This is a genomic window from Pseudomonas sp. A-RE-19 (assembly GCF_019956555.1).
In the GTDB taxonomy this organism is placed as follows: Bacteria; Pseudomonadota; Gammaproteobacteria; order Pseudomonadales; family Pseudomonadaceae; genus Aquipseudomonas.
In genome coordinates this window covers 169,795-194,520 of the sequence record NZ_JAHBDQ010000066.1, presented here as the reverse complement: position 1 = coordinate 194,520, position 24,726 = coordinate 169,795, and the positions used below count along the sequence as shown (strand labels likewise).

At 59.9% G+C, this 24,726-nt stretch carries 24 protein-coding genes; 13 read left to right on the top strand and 11 right to left on the bottom strand.

Annotation, left to right across the window (positions count from 1 at the left end):
- Window positions 1-20 precede the first annotated feature (20 nt).
- Window positions 21-1,547 (top strand): SulP family inorganic anion transporter, encoded by a 1,527-nt coding sequence (locus KGB14_RS25250; protein WP_223489644.1) that lies wholly within the window; start codon window positions 21-23, stop codon window positions 1,545-1,547.
- Between the two features lie 112 nt (window positions 1,548-1,659).
- On the opposite strand, the gene KGB14_RS25245 is transcribed toward KGB14_RS25250, so the two are convergent.
- A complete protein-coding gene (locus KGB14_RS25245) occupies window positions 1,660-2,310 on the bottom strand; it encodes a hypothetical protein (RefSeq protein ID WP_223489642.1) in 651 nt (216 codons plus the stop codon).
- 371 nt (window positions 2,311-2,681) lie between these two features.
- On the opposite strand from KGB14_RS25245, the gene coxB reads away from it, so the two are divergent.
- The 4 genes from coxB to KGB14_RS25225 all read left to right on the top strand — a co-directional run bounded on the left by coxB (window position 2,682) and on the right by KGB14_RS25225 (window position 7,089).
- Window positions 2,682-3,809: a cytochrome c oxidase subunit II gene (gene coxB, locus KGB14_RS25240; RefSeq protein ID WP_223489640.1), complete on the top strand. Its 1,128-nt coding sequence runs from the start codon at window positions 2,682-2,684 to the stop codon at window positions 3,807-3,809.
- Window positions 3,810-3,891: 82 nt separating this feature from the next.
- Entirely contained in the window at window positions 3,892-5,484 is a 1,593-nt protein-coding gene (gene ctaD, locus KGB14_RS25235) for a cytochrome c oxidase subunit I (protein ID WP_223489638.1), read from the top strand.
- A 126-nt stretch (window positions 5,485-5,610) separates the two neighbouring features.
- The gene (locus KGB14_RS25230) at window positions 5,611-6,168 is read left to right on the top strand and encodes a cytochrome c oxidase assembly protein (protein ID WP_223489636.1); all 558 of its coding nucleotides are present in this window, start codon (window positions 5,611-5,613) and stop codon (window positions 6,166-6,168) included.
- 33 nt (window positions 6,169-6,201) lie between these two features.
- A complete protein-coding gene (locus KGB14_RS25225) occupies window positions 6,202-7,089 on the top strand; it encodes a cytochrome c oxidase subunit 3 (RefSeq protein WP_223489634.1) in 888 nt (295 codons plus the stop codon).
- 16 nt (window positions 7,090-7,105) lie between these two features.
- Here KGB14_RS25225 and KGB14_RS25220 read toward each other — a convergent pair whose 3' ends face one another.
- A complete protein-coding gene (locus KGB14_RS25220; protein WP_008076224.1) occupies window positions 7,106-7,309 on the bottom strand; it encodes a twin transmembrane helix small protein in 204 nt (67 codons plus the stop codon).
- Window positions 7,310-7,379: 70 nt separating this feature from the next.
- Here KGB14_RS25220 and KGB14_RS25215 point away from each other — a divergent pair, with 70 nt between their 5' ends.
- Genes KGB14_RS25215 through KGB14_RS25195 form a run of 5 tightly spaced genes read left to right on the top strand, consistent with a single transcriptional unit; the run spans window position 7,380 to window position 11,288 of the window.
- Window positions 7,380-8,120, top strand: coding sequence for an SURF1 family protein (locus KGB14_RS25215; RefSeq protein ID WP_223489632.1), 741 nt, complete (start codon window positions 7,380-7,382; stop codon window positions 8,118-8,120).
- Complete coding sequence (locus KGB14_RS25210) at window positions 8,086-8,679, top strand: hypothetical protein (protein ID WP_223489630.1); 594 nt, start codon at window positions 8,086-8,088, stop codon at window positions 8,677-8,679. The genes KGB14_RS25215 and KGB14_RS25210 overlap by 35 nt, the downstream gene beginning before the upstream one ends.
- Before the next feature lie 10 nt (window positions 8,680-8,689).
- The gene (locus KGB14_RS25205; RefSeq protein ID WP_223489628.1) at window positions 8,690-9,769 is read left to right on the top strand and encodes a COX15/CtaA family protein; all 1,080 of its coding nucleotides are present in this window, start codon (window positions 8,690-8,692) and stop codon (window positions 9,767-9,769) included.
- A complete protein-coding gene (cyoE, locus tag KGB14_RS25200) occupies window positions 9,757-10,656 on the top strand; it encodes a heme o synthase (RefSeq protein WP_223489626.1) in 900 nt (299 codons plus the stop codon). The genes KGB14_RS25205 and cyoE overlap by 13 nt, the downstream gene beginning before the upstream one ends.
- Window positions 10,653-11,288 carry an SCO family protein gene (locus KGB14_RS25195; RefSeq protein WP_223489617.1) on the top strand — a complete coding sequence of 212 codons (636 nt, stop codon included), beginning with the start codon at window positions 10,653-10,655 and terminating at the stop codon, window positions 11,286-11,288. The genes cyoE and KGB14_RS25195 overlap by 4 nt, the downstream gene beginning before the upstream one ends.
- A gap of 148 nt (window positions 11,289-11,436) precedes the next feature.
- Here KGB14_RS25195 and KGB14_RS25190 read toward each other — a convergent pair whose 3' ends face one another.
- From KGB14_RS25190 to KGB14_RS25180, 3 genes are all read right to left on the bottom strand, one after another.
- Window positions 11,437-12,210: a MetQ/NlpA family ABC transporter substrate-binding protein gene (locus KGB14_RS25190; RefSeq protein WP_223489615.1), complete on the bottom strand. Its 774-nt coding sequence runs from the start codon at window positions 12,208-12,210 to the stop codon at window positions 11,437-11,439.
- A gap of 77 nt (window positions 12,211-12,287) precedes the next feature.
- Window positions 12,288-12,962 carry a methionine ABC transporter permease gene (locus tag KGB14_RS25185; protein ID WP_223489613.1) on the bottom strand — a complete coding sequence of 225 codons (675 nt, stop codon included), beginning with the start codon at window positions 12,960-12,962 and terminating at the stop codon, window positions 12,288-12,290.
- Window positions 12,962-13,969 carry a methionine ABC transporter ATP-binding protein gene (locus tag KGB14_RS25180; RefSeq protein WP_223489610.1) on the bottom strand — a complete coding sequence of 336 codons (1,008 nt, stop codon included), beginning with the start codon at window positions 13,967-13,969 and terminating at the stop codon, window positions 12,962-12,964. Before KGB14_RS25180 ends, KGB14_RS25185 begins: the two co-directional genes overlap by 1 nt.
- Window positions 13,970-14,230: 261 nt before the next feature.
- Here KGB14_RS25180 and katE point away from each other — a divergent pair, with 261 nt between their 5' ends.
- The gene (gene katE / locus KGB14_RS25175) at window positions 14,231-16,369 is read left to right on the top strand and encodes a catalase HPII (protein ID WP_223489608.1); all 2,139 of its coding nucleotides are present in this window, start codon (window positions 14,231-14,233) and stop codon (window positions 16,367-16,369) included.
- Between the two features lie 122 nt (window positions 16,370-16,491).
- On the opposite strand, the gene KGB14_RS25170 is transcribed toward katE, so the two are convergent.
- The 4 genes from KGB14_RS25170 to zur are packed head-to-tail and all read right to left on the bottom strand — an operon-like array spanning window position 16,492 to window position 19,294.
- A complete protein-coding gene (locus tag KGB14_RS25170; RefSeq protein WP_223489606.1) occupies window positions 16,492-17,208 on the bottom strand; it encodes a PA5502 family lipoprotein in 717 nt (238 codons plus the stop codon).
- 37 nt (window positions 17,209-17,245) lie between these two features.
- Window positions 17,246-18,034: a zinc ABC transporter permease subunit ZnuB gene (gene znuB / locus KGB14_RS25165; RefSeq protein WP_223489604.1), complete on the bottom strand. Its 789-nt coding sequence runs from the start codon at window positions 18,032-18,034 to the stop codon at window positions 17,246-17,248.
- The gene (gene znuC, locus KGB14_RS25160; RefSeq protein WP_223489602.1) at window positions 18,027-18,812 is read right to left on the bottom strand and encodes a zinc ABC transporter ATP-binding protein ZnuC; all 786 of its coding nucleotides are present in this window, start codon (window positions 18,810-18,812) and stop codon (window positions 18,027-18,029) included. The genes znuB and znuC overlap by 8 nt, the downstream gene beginning before the upstream one ends.
- Window positions 18,812-19,294 (bottom strand): zinc uptake transcriptional repressor Zur, encoded by a 483-nt coding sequence (zur, locus tag KGB14_RS25155; protein WP_223489600.1) that lies wholly within the window; start codon window positions 19,292-19,294, stop codon window positions 18,812-18,814. Before zur ends, znuC begins: the two co-directional genes overlap by 1 nt.
- 66 nt (window positions 19,295-19,360) lie before the next feature.
- Here zur and KGB14_RS25150 point away from each other — a divergent pair, with 66 nt between their 5' ends.
- Window positions 19,361-20,281 (top strand): zinc ABC transporter substrate-binding protein, encoded by a 921-nt coding sequence (locus KGB14_RS25150; RefSeq protein WP_223489598.1) that lies wholly within the window; start codon window positions 19,361-19,363, stop codon window positions 20,279-20,281.
- Between the two features lie 110 nt (window positions 20,282-20,391).
- On the opposite strand, the gene KGB14_RS25145 is transcribed toward KGB14_RS25150, so the two are convergent.
- Together KGB14_RS25145 and KGB14_RS25140 are read right to left on the bottom strand one after the other, a co-directional pair.
- Window positions 20,392-21,342 (bottom strand): homoserine kinase, encoded by a 951-nt coding sequence (locus KGB14_RS25145; protein ID WP_223489590.1) that lies wholly within the window; start codon window positions 21,340-21,342, stop codon window positions 20,392-20,394.
- Window positions 21,343-21,403: 61 nt separating this feature from the next.
- Window positions 21,404-21,691, bottom strand: coding sequence for a DUF2782 domain-containing protein (locus KGB14_RS25140; RefSeq protein WP_105342669.1), 288 nt, complete (start codon window positions 21,689-21,691; stop codon window positions 21,404-21,406).
- A 74-nt stretch (window positions 21,692-21,765) separates the two neighbouring features.
- Between KGB14_RS25140 and polA the strand changes: the two genes are divergently transcribed.
- A complete protein-coding gene (polA, locus tag KGB14_RS25135) occupies window positions 21,766-24,534 on the top strand; it encodes a DNA polymerase I (protein ID WP_223489588.1) in 2,769 nt (922 codons plus the stop codon).
- Window positions 24,535-24,726: the final 192 nt, after the last annotated feature.

Below are 24,726 nucleotides of genomic sequence, written 5' to 3'. Positions count from 1 at the left end.
AAAACTTCGGGAGAGTCACCATGCGTGCTGCTCAACTAAAAGCTGTTCTGCCACGGGAGCTACTGGCTTCGGTGGTTGTGTTTCTGGTCGCCCTGCCCTTGTGCATGGGCATCGCCATCGCCTCGGGACTGCCACCGTCCAAAGGACTGATCACCGGTATCATCGGTGGCCTGGTGGTCGGTTGGCTTGCCGGCTCGCCGCTGCAAGTCAGCGGCCCGGCGGCGGGTCTGGCGGTATTGGTGTTCGAACTGGTGCGCCAGCATGGTATTGCCATGCTTGGGCCGATTCTGCTGCTGGCGGGTTTTCTGCAATTGGTGGCCGGGCGCCTGAAACTGGGTTGCTGGTTTCGGGTCACGGCGCCGGCTGTGGTGTACGGCATGCTTGCCGGGATTGGGGTGTTGATCGTGCTGTCGCAGGTGCATGTGATGCTCGACGCCGTGCCCAAGCCGTCGGGGCTGGATAATCTGGCGGCCTTCCCCGCAGCAGTGATTCAGGCTTTGCCTTCCTTTGGCTGGCAAGCGGGTTTGCTCGGCTTGTCGACCATTGCCGTGATGTGGCTGTGGGAAAAATTCCGCCCGCATTCCCTGCGTTTCGTTCCCGGTGCATTGCTTGGGGTCGGTCTGGCAACGGTCGCCAGTCTGATGCTCGCATTGCAGGTCAAACGCGTGGAAGTCCCGGCCAACCTGGCAGAAGCCATCGATTGGCTGCGCCCGGCAGACTTGCTCAACCTCGCCGACCCGACCCTGCTGATCGCCGCCTTCGCCGTGGCCTTTATCGCCAGCGCCGAAACCTTGCTGTCCGCCGCCGCGGTGGACCGTATGCACAACGGCCAGCGCTCGGACTTCGATCGTGAACTGTCGGCGCAAGGTGTGGGCAACATGCTGTGCGGTCTGCTCGGCGCGCTGCCGATGACCGGGGTGATCGTGCGCAGCTCGGCCAACGTTCAGGCCGGCGCCACTACCCGATTGTCGACGGTGTTTCATGGCCTGTGGTTGCTGGCTTTCGTGCTACTGCTTTCGAGCGTGCTGCAAAGCATTCCGGTGGCGAGTCTGGCGGGGGTCCTGGTTTACACCGGTTTCAAACTGGTAGACCTCAAGGCCTTTCGCGGCCTGGGCCGTTATGGCCGAATGCCGATGTTTACGTATGCGGCGACCGCACTGGCAATCATCTTCACCGATCTGCTGACCGGTGTGCTGATCGGCTTTGGCCTGACACTGGCCAAACTGGCCTGGAAGGCTTCGCGCCTGAAAATCAGCCTGATCGATCTGCCGGCGGACGGCGAGATGGAGCTACGACTGGTGGGAGCCGCGACCTTTCTCAAAGTGCCGGCGTTGACCCAAGTACTGGGGAGCATTCCGGCAGGCGCGACAGTGCATGTGCCGCTCAATAACCTGAGCTACATCGATCACTCGTGTCTGGAGTTGCTGGAGGAGTGGGGCCGGGCCAATGCGGCCAAGGGTTCGAAGCTGTTGATTGAAGCGCGGGGGTTGAAGCGCAGGCTTGAAGGACGGTTGCGTACTACGACCGGAGTAGGTTCAGCCGGTTAAACCACCTGTAGGAGCGAGGCTTGCCCGCGAAGGCGGCGTGTCAGTCGACATCAATGTTGAATGTCATGCCGCCTTCGCGGGCAAGCCTCGCTCCTACAGGTATTGCATAGACTTACGCCGCTGGCTGATCCAGCTCAAGGCCCACGCCCAATTGGCGCGACAGGCACGGCCAGCGCTTCCACGCAGCGCCGGTGTCCGGGCTGCTGAGTTTGTCGCGGTAGGCCTCTACCGATTCCAGCGCGAAACTTTCATCGTTCAGCATCTCGTCCACGGCGTGATGCACCGCCTCATCCAGTTGATTGGCAAATGCTTCGCCGATCAGTTGGTGGGCGATCAGATTGGCAACCGTCATGTCCAACGGGATCAATGGCTGGCCAAAATGCTTGATGTAAAGGTCATTGACCTCTTCAACCAGGCGATGCGCCAGATAAGCTTCATCCAGCAGGCTGTCCAGGCCGATGTGACCCGCCATGATGACCGGCGGCTGGAGGAAGAACTGCTCGGCGATTGTCAGCACCGGTCTGATCTGCGATTCAATGCCCGCTTCCTTGGCGACTTCATTGGCTGCATCCAGCAGGTCCGGTACTTGTTCTATATACGCGGCCACAAAACGCGTCATCACGCCGTTCGCGTCGACATCCGGCAATTGGATGGCGGAGTGAAGGTGCGGCAGTTGGGTTTCCAGCTGACGGGTCAGCTGGCTGGTCTCGGCCTCATGTTGTTTGGCTTTTTGGATCTGCTCGCGCAATGCGGCGGTGTTCATGAAAGCTCCAGGAAACAAAGGCAATGAAATAGGGAAGACATAACTTAGCTGGCTTGTGAAAAATGCTAAGACGCATTTGTCATAATTATTTCATCCTTGAGACATCAAAGTTATATCGATTTGCCACCACTCGTCTGCATCCTTCTCCATTCGTGACCTGGAACGCAAGTTCAACCTGTTTCAGCTGATTTACCCCATCGCGTTGCGAGGTGGCAGTCGCTGTCTATACTCGGTTCTGAATGGAGTTAGCTGATGACGCCCGACTGCATATGCAGCAAGGCTCGGCGATTCAAGTTCGTAGTCTGAAAATGCCGCTCCCTTGCCGCAGGTGAAAGCCGGCGGGATAAAAAGAACTATAAGGGGAACCCGCAATGATGCGACATCCACATGTCTGGATGGGCCTCCTGTTGTGGTCGATTTTCAGTCAGGCGCAAGCGGCCTGGACTGTGAATATGGCGCCTGGAGCGACTGAGATCAGTCACGCAGTATTCGATCTGCACATGACCATTTTCTGGATCTGTGTAGTGATCGGCATCATCGTCTTCGGCGCCATGTTCTGGTCGATGATCCTTCACCGCCGCTCTACCGGGCAGGTGGCCGCAAAATTTCATGAAAGCACCACCGTCGAAATCCTCTGGACCATCGTGCCCCTGCTGATTCTGGTGGCCATGGCGGTTCCCGCTACCGCGACCCTGATCAAGATGTACGACAACACGGAGCCGGATATCGATATCCAGGTCACCGGTTATCAGTGGAAATGGCACTACAAATACCTGGGTCAGGACGTCGAATTCTTCAGCAACCTGACCACACCCGCCGATCAGATCCACAACAAGGAAGCCAAGGGCGAGCATTACCTGTTGGAGGTCGACAAGCCGCTGGTATTGCCGATCGGCGCCAAGGTGCGCTTTCTGGTGACCTCCGCCGACGTCATCCACTCCTGGTGGGTGCCGGCCTTCGCGGTCAAGCGCGATGCGATTCCGGGCTTCGTCAATGAATCCTGGACCCGTATCGACAAGCCCGGCATCTACCGTGGTCAGTGCGCCGAATTGTGCGGCAAGGACCACGGCTTCATGCCGATTGTGGTCGAGGTCAAGGAAAAGGCCGACTACGAAACCTGGCTGGCCGAACGCAAGGCAGAAGCCGCGCAACTTAAAGAGCTGACCAGCAAGGAATGGACCCTGGACGAGCTCAAAGAGCGCGGCGACAAGATCTATCACACCACCTGCGTGGCCTGTCACCAGGCCGAAGGCCAGGGCCTGCCGCCAATGTTCCCGGCGCTCAAAGGCTCGCCGATTGCTACCGGGCCCAAAGCCGACCACCTGCACCGCGTTTACTTCGGCAAACCCGGCACCGCCATGGCGGCGTTCGGCAAGCAGCTCTCGGAAGTCGATATCGCAGCGGTCGTGACCTACGAACGTAACGCCTGGGGCAACAACAAAGGCGACATGGTCACCCCTAAAGAAGTGCTGGAGCTGAAACAGGCGCAAAGCAAATGACCCGGTCTATTGCGTACGTAAGGAACCGCTCGGGGCATGACGCCCCGGCCCGCCCAGCCCATCCGTTTGCAGGAGACAGGACATGACAGTTGTAGTCGATGACCATGTTCATACCGGCACCGCCCACGCCCACGGCCCCGCCAAAGGCCTGATGCGCTGGGTGCTGACCACCAACCACAAGGATATCGGCACGCTGTACCTGTGGTTTGCGTTTTCCATGTTCCTGCTGGGTGGCTCGTTCGCGATGGTGATTCGTGCCGAGCTGTTCCAGCCAGGGCTGCAAATCGTCGAGCCGGCGTTCTTCAACCAGATGACCACCATGCACGGTCTGGTGATGGTCTTCGGTGCGGTGATGCCGGCCTTCGTCGGCCTCGCCAACTGGATGATCCCATTGATGATCGGCGCGCCGGACATGGCTCTGCCGCGAATGAACAACTTCAGTTTCTGGCTGTTGCCGGCAGCGTTTCTACTGCTGGTATCGACCCTGTTCACCCCCGGCGGCGGGCCGAACTTCGGCTGGACCTTTTATGCACCGCTGTCGACGACCTACGCGCCGGAAAGCGTGACGTTCTTCATCTTCGCCATCCACTTGATGGGCATCAGTTCGATCATGGGGGCGATCAACGTGATCGCGACCATCCTCAACCTGCGCGCCCCCGGCATGACGCTGATGAAAATGCCGCTGTTCGTCTGGACCTGGCTGATCACCGCGTTCCTGTTGATCGCGGTGATGCCGGTGCTGGCCGGTTGCGTGACCATGATGCTGATGGACATCCACTTCGGCACCAGCTTCTTCAGTGCCGCCGGTGGTGGTGATCCGGTGCTGTTCCAGCATGTGTTCTGGTTCTTCGGTCACCCTGAGGTGTACATCATGATCCTGCCGGCCTTCGGTGCCGTCAGCTCGATCATCCCGGCCTTTTCGCGCAAGCCGCTGTTTGGCTACACCTCGATGGTCTATGCCACGGCCAGTATTGCCTTCCTGTCATTCATCGTCTGGGCTCACCACATGTTCGTGGTTGGCATTCCGCTGGTGGGCGAGTTGTTCTTCATGTACGCCACGCTGCTGATCGCGGTGCCCACCGGGGTCAAGGTGTTCAACTGGGCCAGCACCATGTGGCAAGGCTCGCTGACCTTCGAGACACCGATGCTGTTCGCCGTGGCGTTCGTCATCCTGTTCTCCATTGGCGGGTTCTCCGGGTTGATGCTGGCCATCGCCCCGGCGGACTTCCAGTACCAGGACACCTACTTCGTGGTCGCGCACTTCCACTACGTGCTGGTGCCGGGGGCGATCTTCGGGATCTTCGCCTCGGCCTACTTCTGGCTGCCGAAATGGACCGGCCACATGTACGACGAAACCCTCGGCAAATTGCACTTCTGGCTCTCGTTCATCGGCATGAACATGGCGTTCTTCCCGATGCACTTCGTGGGTCTGGCGGGCATGCCACGGCGGATTCCGGACTACAACCTGCAATTCGCCGACTTCAACATGGTGTCGTCGATCGGCGCGTTCATGTTCGGGGCCACGCAGATCTTCTTCCTGTTCATCGTGATCAAGACCATTCGCGGCGGCGAGCCGGCACCGGCCAAGCCGTGGGATGGCGCCGAAGGACTTGAGTGGAGCGTTCCATCGCCCGCGCCGTATCACACCTTCACCACACCGCCGGAAGTGAAATGAACGCTCTAGCCTCTGTGGGAGCGGGCTTGCTCGCGAAGAACGATGACGCGGTCCGTCTGCCAAATCGCGGCGCCTGCTTCGCGAGCAGGCTCGCTCCCACAGGGTTCGATGTGGAGGGCTTGCATCGTGGCTGATTCCATTTCGATGAAGAAACTGGTCACCCGCCTGTTGCTGGTGGTGGTGGCGATGTTTGTCTTCGGCTTTGCCCTGGTGCCGATCTACGATGTGATGTGCAAGGCGTTCGGCATCAACGGCAAAACCGCCGGGCAGTATGAAGGCGAGCAAACGGTCGACGTCTCGCGGCAGGTTCGCGTGCAGTTTCTGTCGACCAATGCCGCCGACATGGCCTGGGATTTCTATCCCAAGGGTGATGAACTGGTCGCGCACCCGGGGGCGGTGAACGAGATGATTTTTATCGCCCACAACCCCACCGATCGCCCGATGAGCGCTCAGGCGGTGCCGAGCATCGCGCCCAGCGCCGCCGCGGCGTACTTCCACAAGACCGAATGTTTCTGCTTTACCCAGCAAGTGCTGCAGCCCGGTCAGCGAATCGAAATGCCAGTACGGTTCATCGTTGACCGCGACATGCCCAAGGATGTGAAGCACCTGACGCTGTCTTACACGCTGTTCGATATCACCGCACGTCATCCGCCCGTGGCCGTTGCAGCCAGCACCGGCGGCTAGGCGTTAAAGCGTGCCCGATAAGGAGAACAATAAATGGCAACTCATGAACATTATTACGTTCCAGCCCAGAGCAAATGGCCGATCATCGCCACGGTCGGCATGCTGGTCACGGTGTTCGGCCTGGGCACCTGGTTCAATGACCTGAAGGCAGCGCGGCCGGAATCCCACGGCCCGCTGATCTTTTTCGTCGGCGGACTGCTGCTGGCCTACATGCTGTTCGGCTGGTTCGGAACGGTGATCAAGGAAAGTCGCGCGGGGTTGTACAGCGCACAACTCGATCGCTCGTTCCGCTGGGGCATGAGCTGGTTCATTTTCTCGGAGGTGATGTTCTTCATCGCCTTTTTCGGTGCGCTGTTTTATGTGCGCAACATCGCGGGCCCGGCACTGGGAGGTGAAGGCACCAAAGGCATCGCCCACATGCTGTGGCCAACCTTCGAGTTCAGCTGGCCGCTGCTGAACAACCCGGACTCGAAACTCTTCCCTCCACCCAAGGAAGTCATCAGCCCCTGGGGCCTGCCGCTGCTCAATACCGTGCTGCTGGTGAGTTCCAGTGTCACCGTGACCATCGCTCACCACGCCTTGAAAAAAGGCCATCGCGGCGCGCTGAAAATCTGGCTGGCGCTGACCGTGTTGCTCGGTTGCGGGTTCCTTAGCTTTCAGGCCGAAGAATACATGCACGCCTACCACGAGCTGGGCCTGACCCTGGGTTCCGGCATCTACGGCGCGACCTTCTTCATGCTCACCGGTTTCCACGGCGCCCACGTGACCATCGGCACCATCATTCTGTTCGTGATGCTGATGCGGATCATGCGCGGGCACTTCGATGCCGACCATCAATTCGGCTTCGAGGCGGCGAGCTGGTACTGGCACTTCGTGGACGTGGTGTGGATCGGTCTGTTCGTTTTCGTCTACGTGCTTTGAGCCTTGGCGCTCATGACTACCAAGGCACGTGAGACACCAACTGGCCGCTGAAAAAGCCCCAGGCGATCAAGCCAACAGTGGTGGCGGCCAGCGCAACACGAATACTCAAGGCGATGACCAGGCGATTGGAGTGGCTGTCGTCCTTGACCAGAAAAAACAGGCCGCTGAACAGGCTGACAACCGTGGCAATCAGCATCAGGACGATGGCTGCTTTGAGCATGGTGACACTCCGGGGGACAGGCGATGCACTTGAGTATAGCTATCGCGACTACCGACTTTCTGGCGACGCCATGAAACGCTTCCGGCCGGGCCTCGTGCCGACCCTCGTGGTGGCGGTGCTGCTGCCCTTGCTGGTGTCGCTCGGGTTCTGGCAGTTGAGCCGGGGCGCGGAGAAAAGCGCGCTGCTGCAAAACTACGCCGAGCGCCGGGCGGCCGAACCGATGGCCAGCACCGAACTGCAACACACCGAAGATCCGGCCTTTCGCCGGGTTCGCCTGCACGGCCAGTTCGACGCCGAGCACAGCCTGCTGTTGGATAACCGTCAGCGCGACGGCAAGGTCGGGGTCGAGTTGCTGCAACCGTTTCAGGATCAGGCAACCGGGCTGTGGCTGCTGGTCAATCGTGGCTGGCTGCCGTGGCCGGATCGGCGCGCACCGCCGCAATTTACGACGCCCACCCAGACATTGAGCCTCGACGCCTGGGTCTACGTATCCCCCGGCGCAACGTTCCAATTGCATGCCGACCCAAACGCCACGACCTGGCCACAACTGATCACCGCCGTTGAGCCGGCCAGGCTGTGGACGGCGCTTGAGCGTGACGGTTTCGCCTACGAATTACGCGCACAAAGCGGTCCCGCGACTTACCGGGCCGATTGGCCGGTGGTGGCCATGGGGCCGGAAAAACATTTGGCTTATGCCGTGCAGTGGTTCGCCCTGTCGATTGCCCTGCTCGGCCTTTACTTCTATCTCGGCTGGCACAACGCAAAGGAGAAAAATAATGGGAGCGGCCATGAATCCACCCGGCATGTCTGAGGCGAAAGCGCCGGTCAATCGGCGGCGCGGGCGCTTGCAGTTGTTGCTGATCCTATTGGGGGTGATCGGTCCGATGATCCTCGCCACGGGCATGTACAAATTGCAGTTCTGGGTGCCGGAGGGCCGCAGTTATCACGGCGAACTGATCGGCAACGGCCAGACCCGCGACGACATAGGCGTACAGGCGCAGGAAGACCGCTGGCAAATACTGGTGACAGCGCCCAAGGACTGTTCGGTGGACTGCCAGCAGCTGGTGTATCTGGCGCGGCAGATCCAGATCGGCCTCGGTCGCGATGCTTCCCGCGCCAGCCATGCGCTGGCCATCGCGCAGCCGCTGAACAGCGATTACGAGACTAAACTTCAGCGTGAGTACCCGCAGCTGCAACGTTATTCACTGGACTTGCCGAGCTATATCAAAGGCGCCCAGAGCAACGACACGCCGCACCTGTGGATCATCGACCCGCACGGCAATCTGGTGCTGCGCTATGACCCGACCGTGAAGGGCAAGGACCTGCTCAACGACCTGCGCCACCTGCTGAAACTGTCGAACATCGGATAAGGGCATCGTCATGGCCAAACCAGGATTTCGCCTCGCGCTGTTTGCCACCTTGCTGGCACTGATTGTGGTGTTGCTCGGCGCCTACACGCGCTTGACCCACGCTGGCCTCGGCTGTCCGGACTGGCCCGGCTGCTACGGTTTTATCAGCGTGCCGAAAAGCGAAGCCCAGCTGGCCCATGCCGAGTTGCATTTTCCCGACACTCCGGTGCAAGCCCACAAGGGCTGGAACGAGATGGTCCACCGCTACTTCGCCGGCACCCTGGGGCTGTTGATCGCGGTGCTGGCGGGCCGTGCCTGGACCCACCGTCATCACCCGGGGCAGCCCGTGAAATTACCGTTGTTTTTGCTGGCGGTGGTGTTCGCCCAAGCGGCGTTCGGCATGTGGACGGTGACACTCAAGCTTTGGCCGCAGGTGGTCACCGGGCATTTGCTCGGCGGCTTTGCGACGTTGAGTCTGTTGTTTCTGCTGACCTTGCGCCTGTCCGGCGTGTTGCCGGCGCTGACCGTGCCACGGCGTTTGCAGCACTGGGCAACCGCCGGGTTGCTGCTGGTGATCCTGCAAATTGCCCTGGGTGGCTGGGTCAGCTCCAATTACGCGGCGGTGGCCTGCATCGACTTTCCGACCTGCCACGGGCAATGGCTGCCACCGGCTGATTTCGCCAACGGTTTTCACCTGACCCAGCACATCGGCCCCAACTACCTGGGCGGGCAGCTGGACAGCGATGCCCGCACCGCGATTCACCTGACTCACCGCATCGGCGCGTTGCTGGTCACCCTCGTGCTGCTCGGTCTGGCCTGGCAACTGAAAGTCGTCGGCATGACGCGCCTGGCCGCCATGGTGCTGATCGCCCTGGCCGCACAAATCACCCTGGGCATCAGCAACGTGGTGTTTCACTTGCCGCTGCCAGTGGCGGTCGCCCACACCGCCGGCGGTGCAGCGCTGTTGCTGACGATGGTGCTGGTCAATTATCACGCGCGAACCAGCCTGGTTCGGGTCAAGCATCAGCCCCCGGTGCGCTGGCGTCTCAGCCTGCGTAAACACTCGGCCGGCCCCATAACAATAAAAGGAGAAATGCCATGGCGACCCTGATCGGCGAACGTCACAGTCAGGCAATCTGGCGCGATTACCTGGAGCTGACCAAGCCGAAAGTGGTGGTGCTGATGCTCATCACCTCGCTGGTCGGCATGTTCCTCGCGACCCGCGCCGGGGTGCCGTGGACGGTGCTGGTGTTCGGCAATCTGGGGATCGCCTTGTGCGCTGGCGGTGCGGCGGCGGTCAACCATGTGGTGGACCGGCGCATCGACGCGGTCATGGCCCGAACTCACAAACGACCTCTGGCCGAAGGTCGGGTGTCACCGACCGCTGCACTGACCTTCGCCCTGGTACTGGCGATGCTCGGCCAGGTCTTGCTGCTGATCTTCACCAATCCGCTGACAGCGTGGCTGACCCTCGCCTCCTTGCTCGGTTATGCCGTGGTCTACACCGGTTTTCTGAAACGCGCGACGCCGCAGAACATCGTCATCGGCGGCCTCGCCGGTGCGGCCCCACCGCTGCTCGGCTGGACCGCCGCCACCGGTCATGTCAGCGCCGAACCGTTGCTGCTGGTGCTGATCATCTTCGCCTGGACCCCGCCGCACTTCTGGGCGCTGGCAATTCATCGCAAGGAGGAATACGCCAAGGCTGACATTCCGATGCTGCCGGTGACCCATGGCGAGCACTACACCAAAGTCCACATCCTGCTTTATACCTTTGCGCTGCTGGCCGTCAGCCTGATGCCTTATGTGATCCACATGAGCGGCGTGCTCTACCTTATTTGCGCCCTCGCTCTGGGCGCGAGGTTTCTGCAATGGGCCGTGGTGCTGTACCGTGGCACTCGGCCGCACGCGGCGATCAACACGTTCAAGTACTCTATTTACTACTTGTTCCTGCTGTTTATCGCGCTGCTCGTAGACCACTACTTACTGTTGAACCTATGACTCGAACTCAGAAAACCGTCTTCATTCTCGTCGCCCTGATCGCGCTGATTCTGGGCCTGACCATCAATAAAGTACTGAGCGGAAAAAACCAGGGCGACCCGACGGCGCTGATCGATGCGGGGATCATTCTGTTGCCCCAAAGCCGTAACCTGCCGGACGTGACGATGACCGATCAGGACGGCAAGCCGGTAGTGATCAACGAGCTGAAAGGCAAGTGGAGTCTGCTGTTCTTCGGCTACACCTTCTGCCCGGATATTTGCCCGACCACCCTCGCCCAGCTGCGGCAGATCAAGAGCGAACTGCCGGCAGACGCGGTGGACAAGTTGCAGATCGTGCTGGTCAGCGTCGACCCGAATCGCGACACGCCCAAGCAACTCAAGCAGTACCTGGGCTACTTCGATCCGCAGTTCATCGGGCTGACCGCGTCATCGGTGGAAGACATTCAGAAACTGGCGAATGCGGTGAGTATTCCGTTCATTCCGGCGGACACCAGCAAGCCAAATTACACCGTCGATCACAGCGGTAATCTGGCGGTGATCGGGCCGGACGGGGCGCAGCGTGGGTTTATTCGCGCACCGTTGAACAACCAGAAACTGGTGGCGCAGTTGCCGGTGATGCTCAAGCGCGAATAACCGACACAGAACTGTAGGAGCCAGGCTTGCCGGCGAAGGCGATCTTGCGGGCGCCTTCGCCGGCAAGCCTGGCTCCTACAGGGTAGGTATTTCAGGCATAAAAAAACGGGGACGCAATCAATGCGTCCCCGTTTTTTTTTGCGTCAGATCAGAACGCCGGCAATACCGCGCCTTTGTACTTCTCGAGGATGAAGGCTTTCACTTCCGGGCTGTGCAGGGCAGCAACCAGTTTCTGCATCGCCGCGCTGTCCTTGTCGTCCGGACGGGCCACGAGGATGTTCACGTACGGCGAGTCGTTGCCTTCAATGACCAGCGCGTCCTTGGACGGATCAAGCTTGGCTTCCAGCGCGTAGTTGGTGTTGATCAGCGCCAGGTCGACCTGAGTCAGCACGCGCGGGATGGTCGCGGCTTCCAGTTCACGGAATTTCAGGTCCTTGGGGTTCTCGGTGATGTCCTTCACGGTCGACAGGATGTTGTTCGAATCCTTCAACTTGATCAGGCCAGCCTTCGCCAGCAGCAACAGCGCACGACCGCCGTTGGTGGCGTCATTCGGGATCACCACGTTGGCGCCGCCCGGCAGCTCGGTCAGCGCTTTGTACTTGCTGGAGTAAGCGCCCAGCGGCTCAAGGTGCACACCGGCAACGCTGACAAGGTTAGTGCCCTTGGCCTTGTTGAACTCATCCAGGTACGGCTGGTGCTGGAAGAAGTTGGCGTCCAGACGCTTCTCCGCTACCTGCACGTTCGGCTGGATGTAGTCGGTGAAGACCTTGACCTTCAGATCCACGCCTTCTTTGGCCAGGGCCGGTTTAACGAACTCGAGGATTTCCGCGTGCGGCACCGGGGTGGCCGCAACCGTCAGGGTGTCGGCAGCGTGTGCGGAAAACGCTGCAACGGCAGCGAACGCGACGAGTAGTTTTTTCATTCAGCTAACTCCTTGTGAGGCGCCCGTTTGGCGCCTGCCAGCGAATGGCCGGCTCATGTCTTGGTTACGTGAACTGTTTATTTGCGTGAGAAGTGTACGACCAGCTTGTCGCCAACGGTTTGCAACACTTGAACCAGCACCAGCAGCAACACCACGGTGACCACCATCACGTCGGTCTGGAAACGCTGGTAACCAAAACGGATCGCCAGGTCACCCAAGCCGCCGGCGCCGACCACACCGGCCATCGCCGTGTAGGACACCAGTGTAATCGCTGTCACCGTAATCGCCGCGAAGATGCCCGGGCGGGCTTCCGGCAGCAAGGCGTTGATGATGATCTGACGTGTCGTCGCGCCCATGGCCTGAGTCGCCTCGATGATGCCGCGATCCACTTCACGCAGGGCGGTTTCCACCAGTCGTGCGAAGAACGGCGTCGCGCCCACTACCAACGGGGGAATTGCACCGGCGACACCCAGGGAGGTGCCAGTGATCAACACGGTGAACGGAATCATCACGATCAGCAAAATGATGAATGGCAGCGAACGCAGAATGTTCACCACCAGCGACAGCATTGCGTAGACGCCTTTGGCTTCCAGCAACTGACGCGGGCTGCACAGGAACAACAACACACCCAGCGGCAGGCCCAGCAGCACGGTGAACAACAGCGAACCGCCGAGCATCAGCAGGGTATCGCCGGTGGCCAGCCAGATTTCGTACCAGTCGATATTGGAAAAGAAACTCATCAGGACTTCCATCAGCGCAGCACCTCCATGTGGACGTCAGCTGCGGTGAAGTGAGCAAACGCCGCTTCCATGTCGCCACCGGTGACGGCCAGGGTCAATTGCCCGTAAGGGACGTCTTTGATGCGATCGATACGACCGGCCAGAATGCTGTAGTCCACCCCCGTTTCCCGAGCGACGGTCCCCAGCAACGGCGCGTAGGTCGCTTCGCCCTGGAAGGTCAGACGCACGATGCGCCCCGGTACATGAGCGAAGTCGTCGCGCTGTTCGCTTTCGTCGATTTGCTCGTCTTCCTGCACGAAGCGCTTGGTGGTCGGGTGCTTGGGATGCAGGAACACCTCGGCCACCGAACCTTGCTCGACGATTTTGCCGGCATCCATCACCGCCACCTGATCGCAGACCCGACGGATCACGTCCATCTCGTGGGTAATCAGGACGATGGTCAGCTTCAGCTCTCGGTTAATCTCGGCCAGCAATTGCAGGACCGACGCCGTGGTTTGCGGGTCCAGGGCGCTGGTCGCTTCATCGCACAGCAGGATTTTCGGCTTGGTCGCCAGGGCGCGGGCGATGCCGACGCGCTGCTTCTGACCGCCGGACAGTTGCGCCGGGTACTTTTTCGCATGGTCAGACAAGCCGACCCGCGCCAGCAACTCCGCCACACGCCGGTCGATCTCGCTGCGCGACAATTCACCGGCGAGGGTCAGCGGCAGCGCGACATTGTCGGCCACGGTCTTGGACGCCAGCAGGTTGAAGTGCTGGAAAATCATCCCGACCTGCTGACGGAAACGCCGCAGGCTATTGGTATCCAGCGCCGTGACTTCTTCGCCATCGACGATGATCTTGCCGCCACTGGCGTTTTCCAGGCGATTGATCAGACGCAGCAGAGTACTTTTTCCCGCACCGGAATGGCCGATCAGGCCAAAGACCTGACCGTTCTCAATCGTCAGACTGGTCGGATGCAGGGCGGGAATATCCTTACCGGCGACGCGGTAAGTTTTGTGGACGTTTTGAAACTCGATCACGTAGCGAACCTTGTGGGGCGCGTTAGAAAAGGATCAGCGGTTAGCCGGGCGCGCATTTTAGCCTGTCCGTATAGAGGTTCTTAGCATTTATTTCGTATTCAACCTGTCATTTGGCAATAACGCGATCAAAGGTCAAAAAAAAGGAACGGCGCAAAACTCCGTCAGTCACTCATTAGGCAACTCGCAAATGCCCGGGGCCGTGCCTGGGTGATTGCTCATGAGTCCTGGCTACGACGGGAATCGCAACGAGGAGTACGTCTGATGAGTACTAAAAAGCCTGCCGCATCCAAGAGCCAACTGGCGGGGACCGATACCCTGGATCGTGGTAACACCAACGCCAAGCTCGACAGCCTGGAGAAATTTCGCTCCGATGCCACCGAACAGGCCCTGCGCACTAACCAGGGCGTGAAAGTCGCGGACAATCAGAACACGTTGAAGGCCGGCGCCCGCGGGCCGTCGTTGCTGGAAGACTTCATCATGCGTGAAAAAATCACGCATTTTGACCATGAACGCATTCCCGAGCGCATCGTCCATGCTCGAGGCACTGGCGCCCACGGTTACTTCCAGGCCTACGAAAACCATGCCGTGCTGACCAAGGCCGGATTCCTGCAAGACCCCAGTCAAAAGACTCCTGTTTTTGTGCGCTTCTCCACGGTGCAAGGCCCGCGCGGATCAGGCGATACCGTGCGGGACGTACGAGGTTTCGCGGTGAAGTTTTTTACCGACGAAGGCAACTTCGACCTGGTGGGCAACAATATGCCGGTGTTCTTCATTCAGGATGCGATCAAGTTTCCTGACTTCGTGCACGCGGTCAAACCCGAGCCCCACAACGAGATTCCTACCGGCGGTTCGGCCCACGATACCTTCTGGGATTTCGTCTCTTTGGTGCCGGAATCCGCGCACATGGTGATGTGGACCATGTCCGACCGAGCGATTCCCAAAAGCCTGCGCACCATGCAGGGCTTTGGCGTGCACACGTTTCGCATGATCAATGCCGAAGGTAAATCGCGCTTCGTCAAATTCCACTGGAGCCCCGCCGCCGGCACGTGTTCGCTGGTGTGGGATGAGGCGCAGAAACTCGCCGGTAAAGACTCCGACTTCCACCGTCGTGATCTCTGGGAGTCCATCGAGACGGGGGACTACCCGGAATGGGAATTGGGCGTACAGATCATCGAAGAAGAAAACGAACATGCCTTCGATTTCGATCTCCTCGATCCGACCAAGATGATTCCCGAGGAAATCGTACCGGTCACCCCGCTGGGCAAAATGGTACTCAACCGCAACCCGGACAACTTCTTCGCTGAAACCGAGCAGGTTGCCTTCTGCCCTGGACATATCGTGCCGGGGATCGACTTCTCCAATGACCCTTTGCTGCAAGGTCGACTGTTTTCCTACACCGATACGCAGATCAGCCGACTGGGTGGGCCGAACTTTCACGAGATTCCGATCAACCGCCCGGTGGCACCGTTCCACAACGGTCAACGGGATGCGCAGCACCGCACCACCCTCGATAAGGGACGCGCCTCCTACGAGCCGAACTCCATTGACAGCGGCTGGCCGAAAGAAACCCCACCAACAGCACAGGACGGTGGTTTCGAGACTTATCCGGAGCGCATCGACGCCGCGAAGATTCGCCAACGCAGCGAGTCGTTCAGCGACCACTTCTCTCAGGCGCGGCTGTTCTTCCACAGCATGAGCAAGCACGAGCAGGAACACATCATCGCGGCCTACAGCTTCGAGCTGGGCAAGGTCGAGCGCGAGTTTATTCGTGCACGTCAGGTCAATGAGATTCTGGCCAATATCGATCTGGAACTGGCCAAACGCGTGGCGCAGAACCTGGGCTTGCCGGTGCCGACATCCGGAACGGTCGAGGTGCGTAAAACGTCACTGGACCACTCCCTCGCCCTGAGCCAGGCCAACCTGCTGTCGGGGGACATCAAAACCCGAAAAGTGGCCATTTTGGCGGCCAACGGGGTGGATGGCGCCACGATTGATGCCATGCAGAGAGCACTGATGGCCGAAGGCGCGCACGCCAAACTGCTCGGCCCGACCTCAGCCCCCGTGACAACCACAGAGGGCAAGATGCTGGCGGTGGATGCGTCGATGGAGGGTTTACCGTCCGTGGCGTTCGACGCCGTGTTCGTGCCGGGTGGCGCGGCGTCGATCAAGGCGCTGAGCACTGACGGCGTGGCGCTGCATTACCTGCTGGAAGCCTATAAGCACTTGAAAGCGATTGCGCTGCATAGCGAGGCCAGGCAGCTGTTGGATGTATTGAAACTGGAAGTGGATGAGGGGTTGATCGTGGGTAACGATGCCAAGCTGTTCAACGCGTTTTTTGCCGCGATCGGTCAGCATCGAGTGTGGGAGAGGGAGCCTAAGGCCAAGGCGGTTCCGGCTTAAGATATTTATCGTCAGGAAGGTCGCCTTCGCGGGCAAGCCTCGCTCCTACAGGTTCAGCGTCGTTCGTTGATTACGTGAACGACACCCAAACCTGTAGGAGCGAGGCTTGCCCGCGAAGCTTTTTAAGGCTTGCGCGGACTCAAAACCATCTGCGCCGGCACGTTGCGCAGAATCTGTTTCTCCAGCTTCAGATCAAACTCTGAATCCAGTTTCTTCACCCGTTTGGCCAGTAACGTGGCCAGCCACGGATAATCCTGGGTGCGTGGCGCCTGAATGCTCACGTCGCACTGATAATTCACCACATCGGCGGCGATGGCATCCAGTTGACGCCGAAGCTTGCTCATATCGGTGAGGTTCAACGCAACCGTGGTGCTTTCAGCCGTCGGATCGATCACTTTCGCTGGCGGCTTGGCTTCGGCGGCCTTCAGAGCCGCTTCGGCTTTATCCAGCTCAGCCTTGCGCGCATGAACGATGGCGTTATTAACGCCACCGGTCAGCGCCGGGGCCTTGGGCATCAATACCCGGGCACGGCTGAGGGCAGTGGCTGCAGCATTCACATCCCCTTTTTGCAAAACGATCTGGCTACGCAGCAAATAAGCTTCGGCCAATTGCCGCTGATATTGCTCGAGGGATTGATCGTTGGGCGACTCGGCCTGCAAGGCAGCCAATTGGTCCTCGGCGGTGGCCAGCTCACTACTGGCCAGGCTTTGTTCCAATTGTGCAATGGCTGCAGCCCGCGCATCAGGGGCCTCGGTGGCCACCGGCTGGGTGCTTTGACAAGCACCCAGTAACAGCGAAAATGCGGCAAGGAGCAGATAACGGGAGGCGAACGGCTTCATTCCTGCGACTCTCTATTTGCGCAAAAAACGAGCAAGTCTACACCCCTCGACGGGGCAGGACAAAACTCAGCAGAAACAGCGCGGCGGCCGCTACCACAATTGACGGGCCGGCCGGGGTGTCCTTGAACCAGGACAACGCCAGCCCGCCACACACGGCGAGCATGCCCAGCAGGCTCGCGCCCAGTGCCATCTGCTCCGGTGAGCGGGCGTGACGTTGTGCCGCAGCCGCTGGAATAATCAGTAACGAAGTAATCAGCAAAACACCGACAATTTTCATCGCCACCGCGATCACTACCGCGATCAGCAACATCAGGATCAGGCGCAAGGCGGCCACTGGCAAACCTTCCACCTTGGCCAGTTCTTCGTGCACCGTGATCGCCAGCAAAGGTCGCCAAAGCGTGACCAGCAAGGCCAGCACCGCCGCGCTACCGCCGAGGATCCAGGCCAGATCGGTCGGGCTGATCGCCAACAGGTCACCGAACAGATAGGCCATCAGGTCGATCCGCACTTCATGCATGAAGCTTAGTACCACCAGGCCAAGCGAGAGCGTGCTCGGTGCGAGAATCCCCAACAGCGTGTCGGAGGCCAGTGGCTGGCGCTGTTGCAACGTCACCAGCAACACCGCCAGCAGCAGGCAGCCTACGGTGACGGCCACGGTCGGGCTGATATCCAGCAGAAAACCCAATGCCACACCCAACAGTGCCGCGTGGGACAGGGTGTCGCCGAAATAGGCCATGCGCCGCCAGACCACAAACGAACCCAACGGGCCCGCGACCAGCGCCAGGGCCAGACCTGCAAGCAGGGCGAAGAGCAGAAAATCAGCCATGCTTGCAGCTATCTCCATGGACGTGGGTATGGGCCGAAGGCGCCGCACTGACCACCGAACCGTGCAGGTCGTGGGCGTGGTCATGATGGTGGTGATAAATCGCCAGGCTTTGTGCGTTCTTTCCGAACAACTCGACAAACGCCGGATCGCCGCTGACCTGCTCGGGATGTCCGGAACAGCAGACGTGGCGATTCAGGCACACCACCTGGTCGGTGGTACTCATCACCAGATGCAGATCGTGAGAGACCATTAATACGCCGCAACCATGACGGTCACGCAGGCGGGTAATCAGGCTGTAGAGCTCGGCTTGACCGGCCACATCGACGCCTTGCACCGGCTCGTCGAGTACCAGCAACTCCGGCTCGCGCAACAACGCCCGCGCCAGCAGCACCCGCTGCATTTCACCACCGGAAATACTTTGCACCGGGCTGTCGATCACCTGCTCGGCACCGACTTCCTTGAGGGCCGCCAAGGCCCGAACGCGGTCTACGCCCGGGACCAGACGCAAGAAGCGCAATACCGAAAGCGGCAGGGTCGGATCGACATGAAGTTTTTGCGGCATGTAACCGACGCGCAACTTCGGCTTGCGCCAGACGCTGCCGCTGTCCGGTTTCAACAGACCGAGCACCGCGCGCACCAGCGTGGTTTTGCCGGCACCGTTGGGGCCGATCAGGGTGACGATCTGCCCCGGCTCGACGCTAAGCTCGATGTTGTCCAGCACGTTTTGCCCGGCAAAGGTGACGGCCACCTGCTCGAGGCGAATCAGCGCGTTGCTCATCAAGCCCCCTGGCAACCCGAGCAGAGACCGATGACTTCAACGGTCTGGGCCTCGACGACAAATCCGACATCTTTGGCGCTATCGATGATCGCGTTGCTGATGGATTTCTGTTCGAGTTCGATAGCGGCGTGGCATTCGCGGCAAATCAGGAACTGGCCCTGGTGGGCGTGTTCCGGGTAATTGCAGCCGACGAAAGCGTTCAACGAGGAAATACGGTGTACCAAGCCGTTTTCCAGCAGGAAATCCAGCGCGCGGTACACGGTCGGAGGCGCGGCGCGGCGGCCGTCCTGCTCGCTGAGCACCGCCAGAATGTCGTAAGCACCCAGCGGTTTATGGCTTTGCCATACCAGTTCCAGCACCCGCCGACGCAAAGCGGTCAGACGCAGCCCCTGACGTGCGCACAGGGCATCGGCCTCAGACAATGCGCTATGAACGCAATGAGAGTGGTCGTGGGGACGGCTGGCAATCGGTGTTTTAGGCATGAGCGGCGACGAGTATTGTGAGAGACGTTATTATGTTACCCGTTCTCGCCTCCTCGAGTGGTCATCGTGTCCCGACTTTTTTCTATCTTTGTCGCATTTTTCGTCAGTTTTCTGCTGATCAGCCCGGCCCAGGCCGAAGTCAAAGTCCTCACCAGCATCAAGCCCCTGCAGCTGATCGCCGCTGCGGTACAGGACGGTGTAGCGGTTCCGGAAGTCTTGCTGCCGCCCGGCACCTCGCCCCATAACTATGCCTTGCGCCCATCCGACGTACGGAAAGTGCAATCGGTGGACCTGGTGTACTGGATCGGCCCGGACATGGAAGGTTTCCTGCCTCGCGTTCTGAAAGGTCGTACGCTGCCCAGTGTCGCGGTACAAGATTTACCTGACCTGAAACTTCGACGTTTCGCCGAAGATAGCCACTCCCATGCCGAAGAAGCCGACGAGCATGATCACGATCACCGGCCCGGCAGCCTGGACGCGCACTTGTGGTTGTCACCGATCAACGCCCGCGTGATCGCCGCCAAAATGGCCGCCGATCTGAGTGCTGTCGATCCGGCCAACGCGGCGCGCTACCAAAGTAACCTCAAGGCATTCGATGAGCGTCTGGATGCCCTGGACCTGCGCCTGAAGGCTCGCCTGGCAGGCATCGCTGGCAAGCCTTACTTCGTGTTCCACGAAGCCTTCGACTACTTCGAAGACGCCTACGGCCTCAAGCACACCGGCGTGTTCAGTGTCGCAGCCGAAGTGCAACCCGGTGCCCAGCACGTCGCGGCGATGCGCACGCGGTTGCAGGAAGTCGGCAAGACCTGCGTGTTCAGCGAGCCACCACTGCGCCCGCGCCTGGCAGAAACCCTGGTGGCCGGGCTCCCGGTGAAACTGGCGGAACTGGATGCTCTGGGCGGGTACACGCCAGCGACCGCTCAGGGATATGAGCAGGTGCTGGAAAAGTTGGGGAATGATTTGGCGGGGTGCCTTGAGTCGTTGTAACCGCTGATTTTCGGCGCCCCCATTCGCGGGCAAGCCTCGCTCCTACAGGATTTGTGCCGTTTGGGTGAACGACACAAATCCCGTAGGAGCGAGGCTTGCCCGCGAAGCTTTTAAAGGGCGAACGGCAACGGCGTGCTGACCTTCTGCCGCTGCGCCAGGCGCTGCTGAAACTCCACCGGATCGTGAATCAACACATCCTGCCCAGCGAAAGACTCCGCAGCGATCAAGCGCGACAACCAGAACCGTACGCACGCCACACGCAGCATGGTCGGCCATAGCTCGGCTTCGGCAGCGGTAAACGGTCGCAGCGCGGCATAAGCGCCCAGCAATGCCCGCGCCCGAACGCCATCGATCTGCCCTTGCTCGTCCGAACACCAGTCGTTCAAGGCAATCGCAACGTCATAGAGCATCGGCCCCGAACAGGCGTTGTAGAAGTCGATCAACCCGGTCAGGTGCGTGCCTTCGAACATCGCGTTATCGCGGAACAGGTCTGCGTGGATGTTCGCTCGCGGCAGCGCCAGAATTTTCGTCTTCTGCTGCGTGATTTCATCCAGCGCCCGCTGCAGCAAATCACTTTGCTCGGCATTCAGATGCGACAGCAGCTGCGTGCCCTCCTCCAGCATCCAGTCCAGGCCGCGATCGGTTTTGCGTTTGATCATGTTGGCCTGGGTCGCCAGGTGCAGATGAGCCAGCAGCTCGCCAACCTGGACGCAATGCTGCGCATTGGCTTCCTTGACGTGCTTGCCGGCCAGACGTGGCTGCAACAGCGCAGGTTTACCGGCCAGTTCACGCAAGGCGACGCCGTCGGTGGTGCGCAGGGCATAAGGCACCGGCAGGTCGGCGTCGTGCAGCACGTCGAGCAGCTCGATGAAGAACGGCATCTCCTGCACCGGACCGCGCTCAACAAGCGTCAGGACAAACTCGCCCTGTTCCAGGCTGATAAAGAAATTGGTGTTTTCGCTACCGGCGGCAATCCCCTGGAAATCAAGCAGGCGGCCAAGCCCGTAAGGGGCGAGAAAGGTTTCCAGCTCGGGCCGAGCCAGGGGAGTGAACACAGACATGGTTAAAACTGCCAGTACGGGCGCCGCGGTTGAGCCAGCGCCGATTAAAGTTAAGAACGGCTTACCACTTAAAGATTTCCCACGCAGGAATCAGCATATCCGGCTGATCCGAGCGAATGTAGTTTCCGTCCGAGCCATCAGCGCGTATCAGAAAGTACGGTTTTCCGACCTTCGGGGTGACCTTGATCGCGTACACAAAGCCGTTCTGGCGGTACTCCTGAATGGTTTTATCGCCTTCCGTGCGGATCGTGACTTCCGGGTCTGCCGAGGGCTTGTCATCCGCCGCCATGACAGCCAATGGTGTGATTGCAAACAAGCCAGCCAGCAACAAGCGATTTAGTGTGCGCATGATAACCTTGTCCCTTTGTCGTCAACGGTCCCGCTATTCTAGCGCCGGACCCGCCGAAAAGGTTGATCCTGCTCATGAGCCAAGCCCCCCTCGTCCTGGTGGACGGTTCTTCTTATCTGTACCGCGCCTTTCATGCGCTGCCACCGCTGACCACGTCCAAAGGCCTGCCTACCGGTGCGGTCAAGGGCGTCTTGAATATGCTCAAGAGTCTGCGCAAGCAGTACCCGGACAGCCCGTTCGCCGTGGTGTTCGACGCCAAGGGCGGGACGTTCCGCGACGCGATGTTCGCCGAATACAAGGCCAATCGCCCAAGCATGCCCGACGACATGCGGGTCCAGATCGAGCCGCTGCACGCCAGCGTCAAGGCCCTGGGCTTTCCATTGCTGTGCGTGGACAACGTTGAAGCGGACGATGTGATCGGCACCCTGGCCCGCAGCAGCGCGGCCGCCAACCGCCCGGTGGTTATCTCCACCGGCGATAAGGACATGGCGCAACTGGTCGACGGGCACATTACCTTGGTCAACACGATGACCGGTAGCGCGCTGGACGTGGAGGGCGTGAAGGAGAAATTCGGCGTCGCTCCCGAGCAGATCATCGATTACCTGGCGCTGATGGGCGATTCGTCCGACAACATCCCGGGCGTTCCGGGTATCGGCCCCAAGACCGCTTCCGGCCTGCTGGTCGGCGTGAACGGCGGCCTGACCGAGCTCTATGCGCAGCTCGACATTGTCCCGACCCTGCCTATTCGCGGCGCCAAGACCCTGCCAGCCAAGCTCGAAGAACACAAGGAAATGGCTTTTCTTTCTTATCGGTTGGCAACCATCAAGATCGACGTACCGCTGGACTTCGGCCTCGACGACCTGCACATGGGCCCACCGGATCACGAAAAACTCGCCGAGCTGTATTCCCTGCTGGAATTCAAGAGCTGGTTCGAAGAAAACCAGCGCGATGCCAAGCGCTCGGGTCAGGACATTGTTGAAGTCGCCCAGGAGCAGCCGGGCGCCACTGAAGCGAAGTACGAAACCATCCTCGACCAGCCGCGTTTCGAGGCCTGGCTGGACAAGCTCGACAAGGCGCCGTTGATCGCCTTCGTCACCGAAACCAATGGCAGCGATGCGCAACACGCACAACTGGTGGGCCTGGCGTTTTCCGTCGCGGCCAACGAAGCAGCCTACATTCCGCTGACCCATTCCTACATGGGCGTGCCCGAGCAACTGGATCGCGACACCGTGCTGCTGGCGCTGAAACCGCTGCTGGAAAACCCGAATAAGCTGAAAGTCGGCCAGCACGCCAAGTTCGAAACCAATATCCTCGCCAACTGCGCCATCGGCGGTGATCAGCGCAACGGGATTAATGTTCAGGGCATTGCCTACGACACCATGCTCGAGTCCTACGTACTCGACTCGACAGCCACCCGTCACGACATGGACAGCCTGGCGCTCAAATACCTGGGCCAAAGCAAGACCGACATTCAAGGGATCGCGGGCAAAGGCGTCAAACAGCTGACCTTCGATCAGATCTCTCTTGAACTGGCCGGCCCCTATGCCGCCGAAGACGCCGATGTCACCTTTCGCCTGCATCTGGCATTGCAGGAAAAACTGGCAGCAACGCCAAGCCTGGGCAAAGTGCTCAACGACATTGAAATGCCGCTGATGCCGGTGCTGGCCCGGATCGAGCGCCAGGGCGCGCTCGTTGACGCCAACCTGCTGGGCATCCAGAGCGTGGAGCTGGGCGAGAAACTGGTCGCCCTTGAGCGTGAGGCGTTCGCCATTGCCGGTGAAGAATTCAACCTGGGTTCGCCGAAGCAGCTGGGCGTGATCCTCTACGAAAAGCTCGGTTTGCCCGTACTCAGCAAAACCGCCAAGGGCCAGGCCTCGACTGCCGAGGCGGTATTGGCCGAGTTGGCCGAACAGGACTACCCGCTGCCCAAGGTGCTGATGCAGTACCGCTCACTGAGCAAACTCAAAAGCACCTACACCGACCGTTTGCCCGAGCAGATCAACGCTCGCACCGGGCGCATCCATACGTCTTATCAGCAAGCGGTCGCGGCCACCGGACGTTTGTCGTCGATCGACCCGAACCTGCAGAACATTCCGATTCGCACCGCCGAAGGCCGGCGGATTCGTCAGGCGTTCGTCGCGCCCAACGGCTACAAGCTACTGGCCGCGGACTATTCGCAAATCGAGTTGCGGATCATGGCGCATCTGGCCAAGGACGCAGGCTTGTTGCACGCCTTTCGCAACAACCTCGATGTACACAAAGCCACGGCCGCGGAAGTCTTTGGCGTCGAGCTGGGCGCAGTCACCAACGATCAGCGTCGTAGCGCCAAAGCCATCAACTTCGGCCTGATCTACGGCATGAGCGCGTTCGGCCTGGCCAAGCAGATCGGCGTTGACCGCAAACAGTCCCAGGCCTACATCGATCGCTACTTCGCCCGTTATCCCGGGGTGCTGGAATACATGGAGCGCACGCGCGCCCAGGCTGCCGAGCAAGGTTTCGTCGAAACCATCTTTGGTCGTCGCCTGTACCTGCCGGAAATCAACGCCAAAAACCAGGCCCTGCGCAAAGCGGCCGAACGCACGGCGATCAACGCCCCGATGCAAGGCACTGCGGCGGATATCATCAAGAAAGCCATGGTGGCGGTGGATAACTGGCTGACCACGTCAGGCCTGGACGCCAAAGTCATTCTGCAGGTACACGATGAATTGGTGCTCGAAGTGCGTGAGGATCTGGTTGATCAGGTCAGTGAAGACATTCGTATGCACATGAGCAACGCGGCGAAGCTGGATGTGCCGCTGCTGGTGGAAGTGGGGGTCGGCAATAACTGGGATGAGGCTCACTGAGCCATTTGAAAGGCATTTTCTGCGCGGCGAATGCCGCGCCAGAAAGGACCAAGGCTTAGCGCAGAAAACGATGAAGATTATTTCAAATGGTTTTTGAAAATGTTCTGAACTAAATCCGTGAACGGCCACTCAGAGTAACTGAATGGCTGGTGAAGCCCTTCGATGCTCCTATGTTGTGTTAAGTGTTGGCAG

Coding starts and splice junctions, on each gene's coding strand:
- KGB14_RS25250 (WP_223489644.1), top strand. CDS start 21: ATGCGTGCTGCTCAACTAAAAGCTGTTCTGCCACGGGAGCTACTGGCT.
- KGB14_RS25245 (WP_223489642.1), bottom strand. CDS start 2,310: ATGAACACCGCCGCATTGCGCGAGCAGATCCAAAAAGCCAAACAACAT.
- coxB (WP_223489640.1), top strand. CDS start 2,682: ATGATGCGACATCCACATGTCTGGATGGGCCTCCTGTTGTGGTCGATT.
- ctaD (WP_223489638.1), top strand. CDS start 3,892: ATGACAGTTGTAGTCGATGACCATGTTCATACCGGCACCGCCCACGCC.
- KGB14_RS25225 (WP_223489634.1), top strand. CDS start 6,202: ATGGCAACTCATGAACATTATTACGTTCCAGCCCAGAGCAAATGGCCG.
- KGB14_RS25220 (WP_008076224.1), bottom strand. CDS start 7,309: ATGCTCAAAGCAGCCATCGTCCTGATGCTGATTGCCACGGTTGTCAGC.
- KGB14_RS25215 (WP_223489632.1), top strand. CDS start 7,380: ATGAAACGCTTCCGGCCGGGCCTCGTGCCGACCCTCGTGGTGGCGGTG.
- KGB14_RS25210 (WP_223489630.1), top strand. CDS start 8,086: ATGGGAGCGGCCATGAATCCACCCGGCATGTCTGAGGCGAAAGCGCCG.
- KGB14_RS25205 (WP_223489628.1), top strand. CDS start 8,690: ATGGCCAAACCAGGATTTCGCCTCGCGCTGTTTGCCACCTTGCTGGCA.
- cyoE (WP_223489626.1), top strand. CDS start 9,757: ATGGCGACCCTGATCGGCGAACGTCACAGTCAGGCAATCTGGCGCGAT.
- KGB14_RS25195 (WP_223489617.1), top strand. CDS start 10,653: ATGACTCGAACTCAGAAAACCGTCTTCATTCTCGTCGCCCTGATCGCG.
- KGB14_RS25190 (WP_223489615.1), bottom strand. CDS start 12,210: ATGAAAAAACTACTCGTCGCGTTCGCTGCCGTTGCAGCGTTTTCCGCA.
- KGB14_RS25185 (WP_223489613.1), bottom strand. CDS start 12,962: ATGGAAGTCCTGATGAGTTTCTTTTCCAATATCGACTGGTACGAAATC.
- katE (WP_223489608.1), top strand. CDS start 14,231: ATGAGTACTAAAAAGCCTGCCGCATCCAAGAGCCAACTGGCGGGGACC.
- KGB14_RS25170 (WP_223489606.1), bottom strand. CDS start 17,208: ATGAAGCCGTTCGCCTCCCGTTATCTGCTCCTTGCCGCATTTTCGCTG.
- znuB (WP_223489604.1), bottom strand. CDS start 18,034: ATGGCTGATTTTCTGCTCTTCGCCCTGCTTGCAGGTCTGGCCCTGGCG.
- znuC (WP_223489602.1), bottom strand. CDS start 18,812: ATGAGCAACGCGCTGATTCGCCTCGAGCAGGTGGCCGTCACCTTTGCC.
- zur (WP_223489600.1), bottom strand. CDS start 19,294: ATGCCTAAAACACCGATTGCCAGCCGTCCCCACGACCACTCTCATTGC.
- KGB14_RS25145 (WP_223489590.1), bottom strand. CDS start 21,342: ATGTCTGTGTTCACTCCCCTGGCTCGGCCCGAGCTGGAAACCTTTCTC.
- KGB14_RS25140 (WP_105342669.1), bottom strand. CDS start 21,691: ATGCGCACACTAAATCGCTTGTTGCTGGCTGGCTTGTTTGCAATCACA.
- polA (WP_223489588.1), top strand. CDS start 21,766: ATGAGCCAAGCCCCCCTCGTCCTGGTGGACGGTTCTTCTTATCTGTAC.